Source organism: Clostridium muellerianum (assembly GCF_012926525.1).
Taxonomy (GTDB): domain Bacteria; phylum Bacillota; class Clostridia; order Clostridiales; family Clostridiaceae; genus Clostridium_AM; species Clostridium_AM muellerianum.
Genome location: NZ_JABBNI010000025.1, coordinates 178,848 through 198,275, shown reverse-complemented (window position 1 = coordinate 198,275; position 19,428 = coordinate 178,848). Strand labels below are relative to the sequence as shown.

The 19,428-nt window shown below is 28.8% G+C and carries 16 protein-coding genes, 1 riboswitch and 2 other annotated features; of the genes, 12 read left to right on the top strand and 4 right to left on the bottom strand.

The window, feature by feature from the left end; translation table 11 throughout:
* The first annotated feature begins 9 nt into the window (after positions 1-9).
* From HBE96_RS13860 to HBE96_RS13840, 5 genes are all read left to right on the top strand, one after another.
* Entirely contained in the window at positions 10-1,107 is a 1,098-nt protein-coding gene (locus HBE96_RS13860; protein ID WP_169298322.1) for a GerAB/ArcD/ProY family transporter, read from the top strand.
* A gap of 144 nt (positions 1,108-1,251) precedes the next feature.
* On the top strand, positions 1,252-2,814 hold the full coding sequence (locus tag HBE96_RS13855; protein ID WP_169298321.1) for an FAD-dependent oxidoreductase: 1,563 nt from the start codon (positions 1,252-1,254) through the stop codon (positions 2,812-2,814).
* 443 nt (positions 2,815-3,257) lie between these two features.
* Positions 3,258-4,160: a 3'-5' exoribonuclease YhaM family protein gene (locus tag HBE96_RS13850; RefSeq protein WP_169298320.1), complete on the top strand. Its 903-nt coding sequence runs from the start codon at positions 3,258-3,260 to the stop codon at positions 4,158-4,160.
* Between the two features lie 22 nt (positions 4,161-4,182).
* Positions 4,183-4,473, top strand: coding sequence for a DUF503 domain-containing protein (locus HBE96_RS13845; RefSeq protein WP_169298319.1), 291 nt, complete (start codon positions 4,183-4,185; stop codon positions 4,471-4,473).
* A gap of 147 nt (positions 4,474-4,620) precedes the next feature.
* Positions 4,621-5,787 (top strand): AI-2E family transporter, encoded by a 1,167-nt coding sequence (locus HBE96_RS13840; RefSeq protein WP_169298318.1) that lies wholly within the window; start codon positions 4,621-4,623, stop codon positions 5,785-5,787.
* Between the two features lie 314 nt (positions 5,788-6,101).
* Here HBE96_RS13840 and HBE96_RS13835 read toward each other — a convergent pair whose 3' ends face one another.
* Positions 6,102-6,740: an HAD family hydrolase gene (locus HBE96_RS13835; RefSeq protein WP_169298317.1), complete on the bottom strand. Its 639-nt coding sequence runs from the start codon at positions 6,738-6,740 to the stop codon at positions 6,102-6,104.
* A gap of 487 nt (positions 6,741-7,227) precedes the next feature.
* On the opposite strand from HBE96_RS13835, the gene HBE96_RS13830 reads away from it, so the two are divergent.
* Complete coding sequence (locus tag HBE96_RS13830; protein ID WP_169298316.1) at positions 7,228-7,746, top strand: putative ABC transporter permease; 519 nt, start codon at positions 7,228-7,230, stop codon at positions 7,744-7,746.
* A gap of 260 nt (positions 7,747-8,006) precedes the next feature.
* Here HBE96_RS13830 and HBE96_RS13825 read toward each other — a convergent pair whose 3' ends face one another.
* From HBE96_RS13825 to HBE96_RS13815, 3 genes are all read right to left on the bottom strand, one after another.
* Positions 8,007-9,089 carry a sensor histidine kinase gene (locus HBE96_RS13825; RefSeq protein WP_169298315.1) on the bottom strand — a complete coding sequence of 361 codons (1,083 nt, stop codon included), beginning with the start codon at positions 9,087-9,089 and terminating at the stop codon, positions 8,007-8,009.
* Positions 9,079-9,780 (bottom strand): response regulator transcription factor, encoded by a 702-nt coding sequence (locus HBE96_RS13820; protein WP_169298314.1) that lies wholly within the window; start codon positions 9,778-9,780, stop codon positions 9,079-9,081. Before HBE96_RS13820 ends, HBE96_RS13825 begins: the two co-directional genes overlap by 11 nt.
* 323 nt (positions 9,781-10,103) lie before the next feature.
* A complete protein-coding gene (locus HBE96_RS13815) occupies positions 10,104-12,086 on the bottom strand; it encodes a serine hydrolase domain-containing protein (RefSeq protein WP_169298313.1) in 1,983 nt (660 codons plus the stop codon).
* A gap of 155 nt (positions 12,087-12,241) precedes the next feature.
* A riboswitch (purine riboswitch) is annotated at positions 12,242-12,342 on the top strand.
* Between the two features lie 646 nt (positions 12,343-12,988).
* Here HBE96_RS13815 and HBE96_RS13810 point away from each other — a divergent pair.
* From HBE96_RS13810 to ilvC, 6 genes are all read left to right on the top strand, one after another.
* Positions 12,989-13,561 (top strand): xanthine phosphoribosyltransferase, encoded by a 573-nt coding sequence (locus tag HBE96_RS13810; RefSeq protein ID WP_169298312.1) that lies wholly within the window; start codon positions 12,989-12,991, stop codon positions 13,559-13,561.
* Positions 13,562-13,993: 432 nt separating this feature from the next.
* Positions 13,994-14,974: an asparaginase gene (locus HBE96_RS13805; RefSeq protein ID WP_169298311.1), complete on the top strand. Its 981-nt coding sequence runs from the start codon at positions 13,994-13,996 to the stop codon at positions 14,972-14,974.
* A 26-nt stretch (positions 14,975-15,000) separates the two neighbouring features.
* On the top strand, positions 15,001-15,456 hold the full coding sequence (locus HBE96_RS13800; RefSeq protein ID WP_169298310.1) for an Lrp/AsnC family transcriptional regulator: 456 nt from the start codon (positions 15,001-15,003) through the stop codon (positions 15,454-15,456).
* 292 nt (positions 15,457-15,748) lie between these two features.
* The gene (gene aspD / locus HBE96_RS13795) at positions 15,749-17,377 is read left to right on the top strand and encodes an aspartate 4-decarboxylase (protein ID WP_169298309.1); all 1,629 of its coding nucleotides are present in this window, start codon (positions 15,749-15,751) and stop codon (positions 17,375-17,377) included.
* Between the two features lie 193 nt (positions 17,378-17,570).
* Positions 17,571-17,770: a binding site (T-box leader), on the top strand.
* Positions 17,771-17,822: 52 nt separating this feature from the next.
* Positions 17,823-18,021, top strand: a binding site (T-box leader).
* A 122-nt stretch (positions 18,022-18,143) separates the two neighbouring features.
* Positions 18,144-18,341 carry a hypothetical protein gene (locus tag HBE96_RS13790; RefSeq protein ID WP_169298308.1) on the top strand — a complete coding sequence of 66 codons (198 nt, stop codon included), beginning with the start codon at positions 18,144-18,146 and terminating at the stop codon, positions 18,339-18,341.
* A 71-nt stretch (positions 18,342-18,412) separates the two neighbouring features.
* The gene (gene ilvC / locus HBE96_RS13785) at positions 18,413-19,405 is read left to right on the top strand and encodes a ketol-acid reductoisomerase (protein ID WP_169298307.1); all 993 of its coding nucleotides are present in this window, start codon (positions 18,413-18,415) and stop codon (positions 19,403-19,405) included.
* Positions 19,406-19,428 lie beyond the last annotated feature (23 nt).

The window sequence follows — 19,428 nt, the reverse complement described above, 5'->3', positions numbered from 1 at the left end:
GTGGTGACTATGAATAAAACTAGAATAACAAGTCATCAGTTATTTGCGTTGACGGTAAATTATTCATGTGGTACTTCAATTATTGTGGTATCAGCTAGTCTTGCAGGAATAGCAAAACAGGATGCATGGATTTGTACAATATTAACACCTTTATTTGGTTTGTTTTTTGTCTGGATTTATTATTATTTAGCTAGCTTATATCCTAATAAATCCTATGTTGATATAATTTGTTCAGTATTTGGGAAATGGTGTGGAAGTTTTATATCTGCTGCTTTTGTGTTTATTTGTTTATTAGATGTGCCACAAATTATATGGTATGTTGGAAATTTTATTACAACACAAAGTTTAATAAATACTCCTATATATGTAGTAAATACAGTTATAATTATTGCTGTTGTGATAGGGGTATTATATGGTATTGAAGCAATAGCACGTGCTTCAGAGATATTTATTTATATTGTTTCATTTATGCTTATACTAGCATTTATATTGGTTAGTCCTAATGCTAAGTTTCAAAATGTATTGCCAGTTTTAGAAAAGGGGATTATTCCTGTTTTAAAGGGAGCAGTTCTTTTATCAAGTTATACTACCTGGTCATTGATTGTTTTAAACATGATATATCCTCTAAATGTTAGTAATGTAAAAGATATACGCAAACCTTTATTTATAGGATATTTATGGGGGTCTTTTATTATTTTTATGTGTAATAGTATGTCTATTTTAGTTTTAGGTAGCAATATTGCGGCAAATTTGTCATTTCCAACATATGCACTTGCAAAAGAAATTAACGTTGGTATTGTTTTTACTAGAATGGAAGCTATCATATCAGCATCTTGGATCATAACGTTATTTTTTAAAGCGTTATTATATTTTTATGGAGGAACTATAGGTGTTTCACAATTACTTGGACTCAAGGATTATAAAAAAATAGTACTGCCACTTGGATTAATATCAACAGTATTTTCTAATATTGTTTATCCAAATAGCACTTATGAAGCAAAATGGGATAGCACTACATGGGTACTATTGATAGGTACCTTTGCTGTTGTACTACCAATAGTGATATTAACTATACATGCGATAAAAAATAAAATGAGAATAAAGTAATTTAATGTACATTTCTAAAATACATAGTACACTTAATATTAAAGATTTGTATAAGTGATGTTAATAATATACATATTTTTATTTATAGGAACACAAAATAAAAATATGTATTGGTTTTTTTAGAAATAAAAAGGAAGTGTAGTTATGGATAAAAATAAATGTATTAATAACAGTGGCTTAATATCAAAATCCTATTGGCTTGATTCAACCTCTGAAACAAACTATCCTACTTTAGAAAAAGATATTGAAACTGATGTTGCAATTATAGGAGGAGGCATTACAGGCATTACCACTGCTCTTCTTTTAAAAGAGGAAGGTTTTAAAGTTGCATTAGTTGAAGCAGATAGGATAGCTCAAGGAACTACAGGGCATACCACTGCTTATGTTACTTCGCAACATGATGTAATATACAATGATTTAATAAAAAGTATGGGAGAAAAGAAAGCTAAGCAGTATGCAGATGCCAATGAAGGTGCTATAGATTTTATAGAGAGTATGGTGAATAAATATAATATTAATTGTGATTTCTGTAGGCTGCCAGCATATATTTATACTACGGATGAAAATTACATAGCTACTCTAAAAAAAGAAGCTGAAGCAGCTAAAAGCTTAGGCATAAATGCAAAGTATGTTGAAAATTTAGGTTTGCCATTTCAAATAAAAGGTGCACTATGTTTTGAAAATCAAGGACAATTTCACCCTAGAAAATATCTTCTTAAAATTGCAGAGAACATTCCAGGTGGTGGAAGTGAGATATATGAACATACAAGAATTGTAGACATAGAACATGATGAATTATATACTTTAATAACAGATACAGGGATTAAAGTAACAGCCTCAAAGGTTGTTTTAGCTTCACATTTTCCTTTTTATGATGGTCTAGGGTTATATTTTGCAAGACTTCGTCCACAAAGATCATATGTAATAACTGCAAAAATAAAGGATAAATTACCTAAAGGTACCTTTGTAGATGCAGGAGAAGCAGGATGGTATTTTCGCTCACAAAGCTATAGGGATGAGCAGATGATAATTATTGGAGGCCAAGATCATAAAACTGCTCATGGTACGGACATGGCAGATCATTATATAAAATTAAAAAATTACGCTGAAAGTACCTTTAATATTGAAAAGTTTATATATGTATGGTCAACACAAGATTATATAACCGTAGATGGTGTACCGTATGTAGGAAATCTTACCTCTTCATCAGAAAATATTTATGTTGCTACAGGTTATGGTGAATGGGGCATGACAAATGGAACAGCAGCTGCCAATATAATAAGGGATCTTATAGTTAAAAATGAAAGTCCCTATGAAGATGTATATAATCCATCACGTAGTATTATAACTGAAGGAATTAAAAACTTAGTTAAAGAAAATTTTGATGTTGCAAAGGAATTAGTAAAGGGAAAACTTGAAATTGGGCAGTATAGTGCTGATTTAGAAAATGATGAGGGAAAGGTAATAGATGTTCATGGAGAAAGATATGGTGTGTATAGAGATAAAAATGGTAAATTACATTTAGTTGATATAACATGCACACATTTGGGATGTGAACTAAAATGGAATAGTGCAGAAAAGTCCTGGGATTGTCCCTGTCATGGTTCAAGATTTACATTTGAAGGTGATATTATAGAAGGTCCAGCTGTAACTAGGTTGAACTACTACAAAGAAGGAAAAAATACTATTGATTCAAATATATTTTAATTTTAGATGCTTTCACAAAATTGTAAACTGTAGTTAGTTGTCCCATTGAAAACTTAAATTAGTGTATAATGAAAGTGAAAAATTTTAGTATCCAATGTTTGGGGTTATTAAGATAGTATAATAATTTAAAATTTAAAGGATATAATAAATTATGATTAGTAGGTAGTAACTAAAAGGCAGTTTAAGTGAATAACATTTAAACTGCCTTTGGTTATGCTTTTTAATGGTATTTTCATGAAATAAGTATGCATTAAAATAATTTATAAATCTTAAATAAAATACAATTGGTTTGTTTCATTGATCTCAACGTATGCATGAGAATTTAAAACATTAATTTGGTGTAAATAAAGTAGATTTTAAATTAAAAGTTTTGATTTTTAGTACAGTTAATTATAGAATTAACTATGTGACTATTTTAGTATACTTAATTTGGAGGAATAAATATGATGAAAAAAGAGAATTTTTTAAAGGACATAAAAAGTGGAGATGATGTAAAAATATCACTGATGGTAATGAAGATAATATTTAAAGATGATGATAAGTATGTATGTATATTAGCAGATAAGAGTGGAGAAATAAAGGTTAATGTACCAAGTAAGAATAAAGATATTACAGAAGGAGCAGTAATAGAAATTGAGGGAAGTAAAGATGGAAATTTAAATATTAAAAATTATGAATTAGTTTCAGAATATAATATTTCAGATTATCTTCCATCAGTAAAAAGACCAATTAAAGACATTATGGATGAAATTGATCTATATACAGATAAATATATTGTTTCAAAGGAAAGTAGAGCCTTAAATGATTATTTCTTTAAAAATGAAGCATTTTTAGAAAAATTTAAAAGGGGAATAGGTGGAGTATCTATGCACCATAACTATATAGGCGGTCTTGCAGAACATACATTAAATGTTATGTACTTAACAGCTATGCTTTGTGAAAGATACAATTGTAGAAGAACAGAAATAGCAGTACTTTCAGCAAAACTTCATGATATTGGCAAGGTTTATGAATTGTATTATGATGGACCTTTTAAATATACTAATAGGGGAGAAATGGAAGGACATATTGTCATTGGTGTAGAGCTAATAGATAAAGCTGTTAGAGAAAATCTAGAACTTTATTCAGAAGAATTTATTACCAGGGTAAAAGGATGTATTGTTCAACATCATGGTAAACTTGAATTTGGGTCTCCAAGAACAATGAAAATGGAGGAGTCCTTTATAGTTAATTATGCTGATTCTATAGATGCTACTATGAATAAGATTTCTCAGGTGAAAGATAAAACAGAACCTGGTAATTGGTCAGAATATGACAGGAGAATTGAAACAAAATTATACTTATAGTAAAAAGGATAGGAGTAAATATATGAAGGTTTTACTTGTAAAGATAACTTTAAGAGCATTATGGTCACACTCATTAAAGGAAAAGAGAATGGTAGTTAAGAGTATAATTCAAAAATTAAAGAATAAGTTTAATATATCAGTAGCGGAAGTTGATGAGCAGGATATTCATCAACTAATAGTAATAGGTATTGCAGGAGTATGTACAGCTTCAGCACAGGTGGATTCCACTTTAGAAAATATTATAAATTTTATAGAGTGTAATACGGATGCAGAAATAAGTAACATTGAAAGGGAGGACATTGGAACTTTATAAAACTTAATATAATTAGGCTTATTGATTCTAAAATTATGAGTATAATATAATCTTAGAATCTTTATCATTGACTAGAAATTTATTATAATGTAAAGTAACTATAAGAAAAAAATTAGAAACAAGCTTCTAATGAAAGGTAAGGTGAAAATGAAGATAGACAAAAAATTATTGCAATACTGTTTATATACAGCAGGAACAGTACTTCTAATTTATATGGGTATAATGATTTTTAATAATATAGGAACCATATTTTCTTTGTTAAATGATACAATAACTAAAATTATTACACTTCTTAAACCCTTTATTATTGCATTAGTAATAGTGTATTTATTGAAGCCAGGTGTGAATGCTATTGAAAAATTCTTAGAAAAGAAAAAAATATTTAAAAAAGTGTCTTCTAGAAGAGTGGTTGGAATTTTTATAATGTATACATTAGTAATTGCTGCTTTTATAGGTATTATTAGTGGAATATATATTATGGTAGGTGGAAAACTTTCTAATAATACAACCATAACTAATATGACAATGTTTTTAACTGAACACTTGAAGAATTCAACATTATCAGCTAGTTATATAAGTGATAAATTAAGAAGTTTAAATATTTCAATACCAGGAAATTTAAATGACAAAATTGCTGAAATTGTAAACTCTCTACAGTCATATTTTTATACAAGTATAGGGTCAATGACAAATTCTGTTGTAGCCATAGGTGGAAATATAGCTTCATTTTTTATAGCTGTAGTATTAAGCATTTATTTAGTACAAGATTTTGAGTATTTTATAGGATTATGGAATAAAATTTTTAATCTTATATTTGGGAAAAGTAAAGTAGGAAGTAAATTAAAAGAAACTTTAAATATTATAAATGATACATTTTATAAATATTTAAGAGGACAGTTGCTAGAAGCTTGTATTGTAGGAGTTTTATCAGCTATTGTGTTGTATTTCATTAAAATAGATTATGCTTTTATGATAGGAATTATTGCAGGTATTTGTAATATGATACCATATATTGGACCTGTTGTTGGAACTGTTCTTGCAGTAATTATGGCATTACTAAGTGGACAACCTATTACGGCAATGTGGGCAGTTATTGGAATGCTTGCAGTTCAACAAATAGATAATAACTTATTAGCACCTAAAATAGTTGGAGATAGTGTAGGATTACATCCAGTGTTTACTATGATTGCAATTCTCATAGGTGGAAATGTAGGAGGACTTGTAGGTATGCTTATAGCAGTACCGGCAGCTGCTTCTTTAAAAATATTACTTAGTAAATGGTATAATAATCACATGGAGAAATCCCAGCAATAAATATTAGTAAAGTTTTAAATGTATTTGAATTTAAAACTTTCATTAAAACTATTGTAATTGGTTTTAAAAAATAGCAGGTATTTAAGGCATCTTCAAAAAAGTAATTTGAGCTGTATTTTTAAAGGTTTCAGTCAACTAATATGACTTGAAACTTTAAAGTACAGCTCTTATTAAATGAATTTTATCCGATCGCTACCATTGCTAATCCCACTATATTCTATCAAAGTAGGGTATAAGCACTGCTACGCGCCTGGATAAGTTCTTCTAAGGTTCAGCTGGATAAAGTCATTCTTATAAGCAAACTCCATCTTAACCTAAGAATCACTTGATAAATTTAAAGTTAAAATTTCTTCAAAACTATCAATAACATAATCGTATTCTTCTGCATTGCCAAAGCCATATCTTGCAAATACAAATGGAATTTCAGCTACTTTAGCAGATTCTGCATCTGTAGCAGTATCTCCTACATAAACTGGGCTTTTTAAAGAATTTCTTTTTATGATAAGTTTATTATTTTTACCTTTTGATAGTCCAGTTACTCCAGAACATTCAAAATCAATGAAATATTTATCTAATTTATGTGCTTTGAAAAAGCACTGGATATATCCATCATGACAATTACTAACTATAAATAACTTATACTTTTTACTTAAGATTTTAAGTGTTTCTTCTAATTTAGGATATAATCTTCCACCATGTTCTTCTAAATATACCTGCTCTGTTCCACAAAACTCTTCCATTAATTTAATTTGCATAGATTCGTCTAATTGCGGGAATAATTTCTTGCCAATATCTTTTATTTGGAGTCCCATGCAGCTTTCCATATCTTCATAGGTTATTACTTTTTTTACATCAGGATACTTGGATAAAACATTTTTAAGTGAAGTACAAGCTTCTCCTATACAACTCCAAAGAGTTCCATCTAAATCAAAAATTATACTATCAACAGCCATATTATATTTCTCCAATCTATAAAGTTACTGATATAAAACTACATAAGTAAGTTGTAATTTTATACTACACCTATTATAGCATAATTTATAATTTTAATGTATTAGGTAGATTCGTGTTCAAATTTGTAAAAGTTTGATACAAATTCATTGTTTTGGTGTCAAATATAAATAAGAAACGTAAATACTGTTTGAAAACTAAAATATATTCAAAATTATGATATAAGCAAAGATTTTATCTTATGCTTTATGTTAATATAATATATTATTTTTAGGGGGTGAAACAATTTTTAATATATGGAAGTTATATATCTGTTTTTATGACTAATACTATAACTATAAAGAATTATTACAAGTTTATATAAAAATTTAATTATAAGGAAAGTGTTCAAAATATAATATTGTAATTGATTTGAAAATGATTCCTTATTTTTATTAAACTTTATGTTATTATGTAAAACTTTTAATACATAGGAGGTAGAAGTTTCGCATGAAATACAGTAAAGCTAGCTGCTACTTGAAAAATAAAATAATTCATTTTATATTTTTTGGAAGTGTTTATCTTAATGTAGAGATAATTACTAGAGCTTTTAGTGGTTCATTAGTGGGTTTTAATGGAATGGGTAAATGGAGTTTATGTGGATGGACCTCTTTATGGATGTTTATAGTAGGCGGGTTTTGCGCAGCAACCATAGGTTCTTTAAATGATAAACCAAGGTATTATAGCTTAAAAATGTGGCAGCAGGTGATTATTGGAGGATCTTTAATTACTGCAGTTGAGCTCCTTGCAGGATTGTTCTTTAATGTATATTTACATTTAAATTTATGGGATTATTCAGGGGAGAAGTTTAACTTTTTAGGACAGATATGTTTGCACAACTGCATAGCATGGTATTTGTTAAGTGTGATAATTATATGGCTTGATGATGCATTATCTTATTACTATTACAATGATGAAAAACCAGGCAGCTTATTTAGCTATTTTGTAAAACTATTTAAGCTTCAATAAAAAATTTTTAACAAAATAAATTTATTGATGCAATTTAAAAATGGCAAATAATTTATTCTTTAAATTTTCCATGAAATATATTGTTATATTTGATCTTTATTTTTGTAATGATAAAGATCAAATATTAAATGTTATTTATAAATTATTGTAGCATGGACAAACATTTTAAGATGAATAAAAGTGAGTTATGATGATATAAATTAATAATCATTGAGAATTAGGTAAATTGGAAAAGGATGATAAGATTAATCTGTTATAGACTAATTTAATTTTAGTCTTACTTCAAATATGGTCTTGTTATCTTTACTTGTTACTTCAATTTTTCCATTATGTATATCAATTATGCTTTTTACAATAGCAAGTCCAAGTCCTGAACCACTTTTATTGCTGGAACGAGATTTTTCGGCTCTATATAATCTTTCAAATATATATGGTAAATCTTCTTTAGGTATGGTTTCTCCATAATTCATAATTCTTACTATAGCTTCATGACCTTCACTTAAAAGTTCAATATTAAGATATTTACCTTCCTTACCATATTTAATAGCATTATTTATTAAATTATCAAATAGTCTTGCCATTAGAACAGGATCAGCTTCAACAAATATATTGTTATTTGAAGAAGATATTTTATAATCCATAGATGCTTCTTTAAAAACAGGAATGAACCCTAATACTACTTGCTCTAAAAGTTCATTTATTTTTATTTTTGTTTTATTTATTTTAAGCTCTTTATTATTAAGTTTTGAGTATTCAAAAAGATCATCTATTAATCCCTTTAAATTAGTACACTTAGTATAAGCAATATCTACATAATGCTGAAGTTGAACATCATCAGCATATTTTTGATTTGATATTAATTCAAGATATCCTAGTACTGAGGTTAAAGGAGTTCTTAAATCATGGGATACATTAGTTATTAATTCATTCTTTGATCTTTCCCAATTTCGTTCTTCTTTTATAAGGGTGTTAAGTTTAGATGACATATTATTTATGGTTTCTGCCAGGTTTCCAAATTCATCACTAGTTTTTATAGGAATATTACTTTCTAAGTTATTTTCTGAAATATTTTGGACTGTTTCAGTAATTTCATCAAGATACATCATTTCTTTTTTGGTAAATGAAAGAAAAAACATAGCCATTAATACAATAAATATTAATATCATAATAGACAAAAATGTAATTGCATGATTATTTATCCAAACAGTTACTTTAGTATACTGTTTATAATTTATTAAAAGAAAAAGAAAAAAGAGAAAAAATGTACTTATTGCTGATATAAGAGCACTTACTAAGTATATAATAATGAACTTATATCTAATAGATAAAGATTTACTTTTCAATTTTATATCCTACCCCCCATACTGTTTCTAATATTTTAGGTTCTTTAGGAGTTTGCTCTATCTTTTCTCTAAGTCTCCAAATATGTACCATCACTGTATTGTTTCCTTCAAAGTATTTTTCTTTCCAGACACTTTTAAATATATCTTCTCCACTAAATACTATTCCAGGATTTTCAGCAAGTAATATTAATATTTCATATTCTGTAGGTGTTAGATTAACCTCATTATCAAACACCAAAACTTTATGATTCTTTTTGTTTATTTTTACGCCTTTAAATTCTAATATGTCCGTATTTTCATTAACTTTTATTTGAGAATTTAAATATAGGTAGCGGCGGAGTTGAGATTTAATTCTTGCGATTAACTCCATAGGGTTAAAAGGTTTTACCATATAATCGTCAGCACCAGTTGAAAGTCCTAAAATTTTATCCATATCTTGAGATTTAGCACTAAGCATTATAATAGGAATATTTAAGGTACTTCTTATTTTTCTACATACAGCTAGTCCATCAATTCCAGGCATCATAATATCTAGAATCACAAGATAGATTTTTTCATTATCTAATATTTTTAATCCTTCTTCTCCATTATATGCTTTGTATACCTTATAACCTTCATTAGTTAAATAAACTTCAATTAATTCTACTATTTCTATTTCATCATCAATAACTAAAATATTATAATCATTCATAATTTTATCCTTTCATCAAAGTAATATAGGAGCTATAATTTTACATTTTAACTTAGGCATCTTCAAAAAAATAATAAGTCCATCTACTAGTGTATTTTGCGTCATGCGGCGTCGGCAGAACCCTTAGATAGTTCACTATCTGTGGAACCTGCATCCTTACCTGACGGAAAATATCCTTCGCATCCGGGCTTATTATTTTCTTTCAGATGCCTTATACAATTATATCATTTAGAAATATAACTGCAAATATGCTATATACTTTTCCAAAGGAGTATCAAAATCAAGTGATTTTTAAGTTTAGATTGAGTTTTTTCTAAGTCTATTTATAATTTAAATCCAAGCATATTCCAATAATTTAAAAAACATATAAATAATACTGAAGCTATTGTAATTACTGTATAACAACCTCTTTTTGTTAAAGCCCAATGTTTCTTTCTCCATATTATAAAAGTAAATACTACATTAAATATTGTCAAAATGCTTGTAGCCATTAATCCTGAAAGTAAAGCATAAAATATATTTGGCAGTCCAAAATTCATATCATAGCCTACATGTATTAAAACTGCAAAAATTCCCATAGTACATAATGTGTTAAAAAAACATGATGTTTTTAAAGATAACTTTGCTAAAATCAATAATTTTGAATCCTGGCAGGTCTTTCTTCTTATAATTCTTATAATAAATTTACTAAAACAAACTAAGGATGTTATTGCAAAAATTAATAAACTTCCAGCAAGTAAGCATAAATTTAATTTTTGATTTTCATACCACTTAGTCTTTTCAAAAGATTCTTCAGGAGTATTTCCACTAAATAAATGAGTTACATGTCCACTTTTATCTTTTCTAAAAGCAACATATTCAAGGTTATCCTGCCTCTGAAAAAGCATAGGTTTAATTTGAACAAGTTTTGTGGAAAAAGGTACTTTTTCCATAGACATTCCTTTCATTGTAAGAGTACCATTTTTATTATCTTCAATTTTAACTTCATAATCATCGCCAAATAAAGCAAAGCATTTTGTAATATAGCTTTTTGAAACGTCATGATATTCTCTGTATGTTCCAGCATATTCATGAGTTTTTTCTTTAAAGTTAGAAGGCGGATTTATAAGTTTATTTTGTTTTAAAGGGTAATAATGATTTACAAAAGCATCTTCAAATTGAAATGTAATAGGATTTAAACTATTAGTAGCTACATAAAATCCTAAATTATGTTCAGGCATTAAAAACATTGAAGTTATAAAACCATTAACAGCTCCTTCATGTTTAATTATCTTCTGGTTATTTTTATAGTTTTGAATAAAACCATATGCCATTCCAGGTAAATCAGTGTTATTTGTAAAATGCTGCTTTTGCATTAGCTTTGAAGTACTTTCATTTAATATTTGATTATCACCAAGTTTACCATTTTGTAAATTTGCAATCATAAAATTAGCCATATCAATTACAGTTGAATTTATACTTCCACAACCTAAAGAGGGTTCATATCCAGTATAATTTACAGTATTTAAGGAACCATTTTCAAAATTATATCCTGAAGCCATATTTTCTACTTTTGATACTACATTACTATTTTTCATGTTTAAAGCATCGAAAATATTCTTTTGCATATAGTTTTCGTAGGACATTCCTGAAATTTTTTCTATAAGATAGCCAAGTAGATTGTATCCACTGTTGGAGTAATTTGTAATTGTTCCGGGTTCATTTATTACATTAGGTACATGAGTCTTCATATAATTTTCATAAGAAATTTGGTTAAGCTTACTTTTGGAAGCTCCTCCAATTTCACAACCGCTGTCCAGTCCGCTGCTGTGTGTCATAATGTTTGCAAAGGTAACGGGTTTAGAAAATTTATTATTAACCTTAAAAGTTTTTAAATAGTTATTTACATTATCATCTAAATTTATTAGTCCTTTTTCGTATAGCTGCATAACAGCTGCTGCTGTAAATAATTTACCTACTGAACCATTTCTAAATACTGTTTTATCAGGATCAATTGGTACTTTTTTTTCAATGTTAGCATATCCATATCCCTTTTTAAAAATTACTTTACCATCTTTTACTACAACAATTGCAGCACCTGGTACATTATTTTTTTTCATATTTTGGGTAAAAAACTTATCTGAGAATAATTCTATTTCTTTTTCATTTATAGGTCCATTAAAATTTTTTGTTGTTTTTATATCTACATTACTATTTTCAAGTTCATCTCCATAAACAGTACTATTAAAATTTACTACAAAAGAGAGTATCATTAGTAAACTCATAAAAAATGAAAATGTTCTTTCTGTTGATTTTTTTATTTTCATAGTTAATCCACCTTCCATAAATGTTTTTGTGTTTATCATGTATTTAAATTTACACTAATTATATAAAGATAAATTAACTAATTTCTTACGATTTTCTAACGAAATATTAAAGAAACTAAAATAAAGAATGTACTTATTGACAAAATGTGATATAATGTCATATATCATGCAAAGCTCGTATATATTCGGAGAAATGGTCCGAAGGTTTCTACCTGCTACCGTTAATTAGCAGACTACGAGGTATTAATTTGGGTTTTTAGGTATCAAGTGATTCTAAGATTCAGGTGGAATTTGTTTAAGAGAAAAACTTCTTTTCATCTGAGCAGAGGAAGAACTTATCCAGAGGCGTGTTACGGATGAGCAGCCATTGGATAAAATATCTATTGTCTAAAAAAAACACCTCAATTTTATATTGAGGTGTTTTTTTATAAGTAAGCTAAAAGATATATGCAGAGTTCTATGTATGATTAATATTTCTTAAAATCCATAAGAAAATTACATATGGAATTAAGAATCAAGTGATTCTTAGACTCAGGTGGAGTTTGCTTGTGAGGAATACCTCTTACCTGAGCAAAAGCTCGTTAAATGTCATTTAGACATTTAACCCATCTGAGTCTTAGAAGAACTTATCCAGGCGCGTAGCAGTGCTTATCCCCCACTCAAAGAAGATGGAGGTATTAGCAATGGTAGCGATCGGATAAATAAAGAGACAGATATTCGGTTAGCTTGCAGAATTAGTTATAAGATATAGTTATTGATAATCTTATTAGGGTATATATATTGCAGTTCTTGATAGTATTATGTAATACAATCCCAAAACAGTAATAGGCATATTGGCTGCAGCCGGAATTTAATCTTTAGACTTGTAAAGTCAAACAAAAAATGTATGAGGTGATACTATAATGGAAACATTGTGCAAAAGAATTTTAGAAGAAGGACTAGCATTGTCCTCAACTGTATTGAAAGTTGATTCTTTTTTGAATCATCAAGTAGATCCCAAATTAATGTATGAAATAGGAACTAATTTTAAAAACTATTTTAAAGATCGAGGAATTACTAAGGTATTTACCATTGAAAGTTCAGGAATAGCTCCAACAGTTATGACTGCAATGCAAATGGATTTACCAATGGTAACATTAAAAAAACAAAGAGGAAAAAATTCAGATGGGGATGTTTATCAAACTACTGTACATTCATTTACTAAAGGTAACGATTATGAGTTAACATTATCTAAAAAATATATTACAAAGGAAGATAATATATTAATTATTGATGATTTCCTTGCAAATGGAGAAGCTGCACTTGGAGCAGCACGTTTAGTTGAGGAAGCAGGAGCTAAAGTTTCAGGAATAGGAATTGTAATTGAAAAATCTTTTCAACCAGGTCATGATATTATAGAGAATAAGGGATATGACTTGTATTCTTTAGCGCGTATTGCTAAATTGGAAAAAGGACTAATTGAATTTGTAAAGTAATTATTATTAAAGATGTAGTATGAAAAGTAAATAAGTTGTAAATAATACTAAAAGGCACAAGTTATATATAATGCAAAGTTAGTAAGTAGGTTTGTAAAACTACTTACTAACTTTTTTATTATATAGGGATTCTTTATTTTCTGCACAAAAAAGTATTATGTAAATTATTATAATTAAATAAACATAATAAATTTAATTTTCTATTTAGGTTAATTTACATAAAAGTTTTTTATTTGCAAACAATATTACAAAGATATATTGTTTTTTAAAAAATAAATTAAATTAATAAAAATGAGTAATTAAATAAAGTAAATATAATTTAAAGGTTTGTTTTATGTATGTACTAGGTAGGTTTACTGTGTTAAAATAAAGTTACTTTAAATGATGAATTCATTATTTCGTAGTAAATACTTAATAAAAAGGAGCAGTTTAATGAAAAAGGTAATTATTATATTTACTGGTGGAACAATATCCATGAAAAGAGATGAAAATAATGTGGCAGTGCCATCTATGAGTGGTGAAGATATACTTAAGTTAACCCCAGGTATAGAGAAAATTGCAAATATAGATTTTTTAAATTTTGGTATGATACCAGGCCCACATATGACTCCAGAAAAAATGATGAAGTTATCTAAATTAATAAGTAAGAAAGTTGAAGTTGAAGGATATGATGGAGTAGTTGTTACTCATGGTACAGATTCTTTAGAGGAAACTGCATATCTTGTAGATTTAACCTATAATGGTTCAAAACCTATAGTATTTGTGGGTTCAATGAAAAGTAGTTCTGACTTAGGATGGGATGGTCCTCCTAACTTAATAGATGCAGTAAATACTGTAATATCAGAGGATTCAGTTAATAGAGGTGTAATGGTGGTTATGAATAAAGAAGTACATGCTGCTTCCCAAGTAACTAAAACTAACACACATTCATTAGATACTTTTAAAAGCATGGATTTTGGACCTGTTGGAATTGTTGATAATAATAAAGTCAATTTTTATTACAGTTATAATAAAAAGCAGTATATTCCTGCAGAAAAAGTTGATAGTAATGTAGCCCTTATAAAATGTGGTTGTGGTATGGATGATAGCATTTTAAGGTTTTGTGTAGATGCTGGAAGTCATGGAATAGTAATTGAAGGTATGGGAAGAGGGAATATTCCACCTAAGATGGTCTGTGGTGTAGAATATGCTTTAAGTAAAAATATACCTGTAGTTTTGGTTTCTAGATGTCCTATGGGTAAAGTTTCTGCTGACTATGGCTATGAAGGTGCAGGAAGAGAACTTACTGAAAAAGGTGTTATTCTTGGAGATAATTTACCTGGACAGAAGGCTAGAATTAAACTTATAGCCGCCTTAGGATTTACAAAAGATTTAAATAAAATAAAAGACATATTTGAGAAAAGTTTTTATTAGAAACATCTTTTTTGGGGGTGTGTTTTATGGATATTACTGATTATAAAATAATTGAAATACTTCTTGAGGATGGAAGAATATCAATGAAAGAACTAGCACAAAAAGTATCGTTGAGTGCACCAGCAGTAACAGAAAGGATAAAAAGGCTTGAAGATGCCAATATTATATCCGGATATAAAGCTATTATAAACTATGAGAAACTAGGGAAAAATATTAATGTGCTTATAAACTTAGATATGAAAGTACAAAATACTAAAAAGTTTATGGAATTTATAAGTACTGAACATTCAATAGTAGAATGTCATCATGTTACTGGACCTTATTGCAAAATTCTTAAAGCTAGGCTTGCAAGTATTGTGGAATTAGAAAAATTAGTTGAGAAAATACAGAGATTTGGAAACACAGAGACATTTATAATACTTTCTTCGGTGGTAAAAGATAAAGTTGAAGTTGATTTAAAATGTGATCAAGTACAATCTTAATTTATCCGACGACTACAGCTAGTAACATTTATATTATCTTTGAATGGAAAATATTGAAATTGTCTAGCTCCGAAAATAGGTATTACAGAAGGTAAACTTCATCTGAGTCTAAGAATCACTTGATGTTGAATTATTAGGATTATAGAAGTTCTTTATTCACAAAGTAGATGAATTAAAAAACTATATATTTAATCAAAATAATAGATGTTTAATAAAAATAATAGAAATATGGTAAGTATTCAAATAATATAACAACTTTTAAAGTAAAGATAAATTAAGCAGGAGGGAAATTATGGATAACTATAATCTTCAACGTGAAGAAATAGAAAGGGTTTATGGAAAAATTAGTCCTTTTGAACTTAAAGATAGATTAATAAGTTTAGCTGAAGAATGCAAAGAAAGTGGTGCACATTCACTATTAGATGCAGGTAGAGGAAATCCTAACTGGATTGCAGCAACACCTAGAGAAGCTTTTTTTACCTTTGGTCAGTTTGCTGTGGAAGAAAGTCGAAGGGTGTGGAGTAATAATGACTTAGGTGGCATGCCTCAAAAATCAGGTATTGCAGCTAGATTTTTAGAGTTCTTAAATAAAAATAAAAATGCACCAGGAATCGAACTTTTAAGAAGAATGATTAATTATGGTGTGACAGTAAAATGTTTTGATGCTGATGATTGGATATATGAACTAGCAGATGGAATCATTGGAGATAATTATCCAGTGCCAGATAGAATGCTTAAACATGTTGAAAGTATAGTTCATGATTATTTAATTCAGGAACTATGTTATAATGAGCCACTAGAAAGAAAGTTTGATTTATTTGCAGTGGAAGGAGCTACTGCAGGAATGTGCTATATTTTTGACAGTTTAATTGCAAACAATATATTGTCAAAGGGCGATAAAATTGCACTTATGGCACCAATTTTTACACCATATTTAGAAATTCCTCATTTACCAAGATACAATTTTGAAGTAGTTGAGCTTTTAGCTGAAGAAGTGGGCGAAAATGGAACACATACAGGACAATATTCTCATTCAGAACTTGAAAAACTTTGTGACCCAAGCATAAAAGCCTTATTTATAGTTAATCCAAGTAATCCTCTTTCTGTAGCAATGAAGCCAGAAATAGTAAAAGATTTAAAAGAAATTGTGGAAAAGCATAATCCTAATCTTATGATTATTTCAGATGACGTATATGGTACTTTTGTAGATGATTTTCATTCTTTAATGGCTGATTTACCTTACAATACCATTGGTGTATACTCTTTTTCAAAATATTTTGGAGTAACAGGTTGGAGACTTGGAACTATTGCATTATATGAAAACAATGTATTTGATAAGTTACTTAGAGAACTTGATGCAGATAAAAAGGAAAGGGCAAGAATACGTTATTCTGGAATTTCAACTAATCCTGAGACAATTCCTTTTATTGATAGAATTGTAGCAGATAGTAGGCAGGTAGCTCTTAATCATACTGCAGGATTGTCTACACCTCAGCAGGTGCAAATGGCATTTTTTTCATTGTTTTCTTTAGTAGATAAAGAAAATAGATATAAAAAGTTAACTAAAGATATTTGCCATCGTCGTCAAAAATTATTGTTTAAAGGATTAGGATTGGAACTTACAAAGGATCCATTTGATGCTGCATATTATACTCAGTTCGATTTATTAGAATGGGCTAAATATAACTATAGTGAGGAATTTGCCAACTATTTAAGAAATAATTATAGACCAATAGATGTTTTGATGAGGTTAGCAGAAGAATCTTCTATTGTGCTTTTAAGCGGTAGTGGTTTTCATGGAACTGAATGGTCCATAAGAATATCTCTTGCAAATTTAAGTGACGAATGTTATTCAAAAATTGGAGAAATTATTCGCAAAATATTGGAAAGCTATGCTGAAGATTGGAAACAACTGAAATAAAAAAATCAATAAAACAAAAATATTTAATATTCGGAAAATGCTTTTTCGTATTGACAGTAAAATATGTGGATGTTAGAATGATAAAAATTGAAAAGACGAAATAAATAAAAAAAACACATTTTAAAAAATTATTAGAAAATTATCAAAAGTGTGTTGACAGGAAATAAGATATATAGTATACTCGTAAACAACATTAAAAACTGTGATAGGGATCAAGTAAATATGATTAATATTTTAAAGAGAGTGAATGTTTTGGTGGAAGTTCATAAATATTACATATTGAAACTCACCCTGGAGTTGTAGGCTGAAATGATAGTAAGCTGTGCCGGTGTAAGCCGTTATATGATTGAGTAATAAATTTGGGTGGTAACGCGACAGACTTTCGCCCCATGACGGAGGTCTGTTTTTTTTATACAATTTATTGGAAATATACATGAAAAATATATGAAAAGCTTAGATAGGGATCAAGTAAATATGATCAGTGTTTTACAGAGAGTGGATGTAGGTGAAAGTCCATAAATGCTGCATATTGAAACTCACCCTGGAGCTGCAGGCTGAAATAATAGTAAGCTGTGCCGGTTATGCCGTTATAAATTTAAGTAATAAATTTGGGTGGTACCGCGAACAGACTTCTCGCCCCATGGTGAAGGCCTGTTTTTTTTATACCTAAAATTAATTAGATATAAATTTCCAACTATACGGTGGAAACTTATTATATATCCTTGTAAAATAATACAAAATATGTAATTAAAAGGAGGAACAAGTGATGTCAAAATTTCAAAGTAAAGCTCAATCAGTAAATTCTAAGGGGGTTAATTCAGTGGCAGTAGAAAATAATTTAGTAAATGATTCAGAGGTTTTAGTTTCTCAAAATAATAGTGCATATTATGAATACTTAAGAGATATGAAAAATGGGGATTTCAATGACACTTGTGATTATGTAACATCTTTTATGACATTTTAAAAGTTAAGAAAAATTGTATTAATAAAAGTATATTAAATAAAAAATCATTAATAAATTAGGGGGCAACGGAAATGGCAAAAATGTATTACGATAAGGACGCAAATTTAGAATTATTAGCAGGAAAAAAGGTAGCAATTATAGGTTACGGAAGTCAGGGACACGCTCATGCACTTAACTTAAAAGATAGTGGAGTGGATGTTTGTGTAGGATTATATAAAGGCAGCAAATCTTGGGGCATTGCAGAAGAAGCAGGACTTAAAGTAATGGAAGCTTCAGAAGCAGCAAAAATAGCTGATTTTATAATGATATTAATACCTGATGAAAAACAAGCAGCACTTTACAAAGAAAGTATAGCACCAAATCTTACTGAAGGAAAAACTTTAATGTTTGCTCACGGCTTCAATATCCATTATGGACAAATAAAACCACCTGCTAACGTGGATGTATTAATGGTTGCTCCAAAGGGACCAGGACATACTGTAAGAAGTCAGTATAAAGAAGGAAAAGGAGTACCTTGCCTAATTGCAATGCACCAGGATTATAGTGGAAAGGCAAAGGAATATGCTTTAGCTTACGCAAAGGGAATTGGTGGTTCTAGGGCAGGAGTTTTGGAAACTACATTTAAGGAAGAAACAGAAACAGATCTTTTCGGAGAACAAGCAGTATTATGTGGTGGAGTTTGTGAACTTATAAAAGCTGGATTCCAAACTTTAGTAGAAGCTGGTTATCAACCTGAAAGTGCATATTTTGAATGTTGTCACGAACTTAAATTGATTGTAGATCTTATAAATCAAGGTGGATTAGGTTATATGAGATATTCAATAAGTGATACAGCTGAATATGGAGATTATGTAAGTGGAAAAAGAGTTATTACAGAAGAAAGTAAAAATGGAATGAATGAAATTTTGAAGGATATTCAAGATGGAGTTTTTGCTAGAAACTGGCTTCTTGAAAATCAAATAAATCGTCCAAATTTCAATGCTGTTAGAAGACAGGAAAAAGAACAGCAAATAGAAACTGTTGGTGCAGAACTTAGAAAAATGATGACTTGGAATAAAAAGTAATAAACTTAGCACTATAGGGAGGT

Excerpts from the sequence above, each read along its gene's own strand:
- HBE96_RS13815 (WP_169298313.1), bottom strand. The coding sequence starts at position 12,086 with ATGAAAATAAAAAAATCAACAGAAAGAACATTTTCATTTTTTATGAGT.
- HBE96_RS13840 (WP_169298318.1), top strand. The coding sequence starts at position 4,621 with ATGAAGATAGACAAAAAATTATTGCAATACTGTTTATATACAGCAGGA.
- HBE96_RS13860 (WP_169298322.1), top strand. The coding sequence starts at position 10 with ATGAATAAAACTAGAATAACAAGTCATCAGTTATTTGCGTTGACGGTA.
- HBE96_RS13805 (WP_169298311.1), top strand. The coding sequence starts at position 13,994 with ATGAAAAAGGTAATTATTATATTTACTGGTGGAACAATATCCATGAAA.
- aspD (WP_169298309.1), top strand. The coding sequence starts at position 15,749 with ATGGATAACTATAATCTTCAACGTGAAGAAATAGAAAGGGTTTATGGA.
- HBE96_RS13790 (WP_169298308.1), top strand. The coding sequence starts at position 18,144 with ATGTCAAAATTTCAAAGTAAAGCTCAATCAGTAAATTCTAAGGGGGTT.
- HBE96_RS13800 (WP_169298310.1), top strand. The coding sequence starts at position 15,001 with ATGGATATTACTGATTATAAAATAATTGAAATACTTCTTGAGGATGGA.
- HBE96_RS13850 (WP_169298320.1), top strand. The coding sequence starts at position 3,258 with ATGATGAAAAAAGAGAATTTTTTAAAGGACATAAAAAGTGGAGATGAT.
- HBE96_RS13835 (WP_169298317.1), bottom strand. The coding sequence starts at position 6,740 with ATGGCTGTTGATAGTATAATTTTTGATTTAGATGGAACTCTTTGGAGT.
- HBE96_RS13820 (WP_169298314.1), bottom strand. The coding sequence starts at position 9,780 with ATGAATGATTATAATATTTTAGTTATTGATGATGAAATAGAAATAGTA.
- ilvC (WP_169298307.1), top strand. The coding sequence starts at position 18,413 with ATGGCAAAAATGTATTACGATAAGGACGCAAATTTAGAATTATTAGCA.
- HBE96_RS13855 (WP_169298321.1), top strand. The coding sequence starts at position 1,252 with ATGGATAAAAATAAATGTATTAATAACAGTGGCTTAATATCAAAATCC.
- HBE96_RS13830 (WP_169298316.1), top strand. The coding sequence starts at position 7,228 with ATGAAATACAGTAAAGCTAGCTGCTACTTGAAAAATAAAATAATTCAT.
- HBE96_RS13845 (WP_169298319.1), top strand. The coding sequence starts at position 4,183 with ATGAAGGTTTTACTTGTAAAGATAACTTTAAGAGCATTATGGTCACAC.
- HBE96_RS13810 (WP_169298312.1), top strand. The coding sequence starts at position 12,989 with ATGGAAACATTGTGCAAAAGAATTTTAGAAGAAGGACTAGCATTGTCC.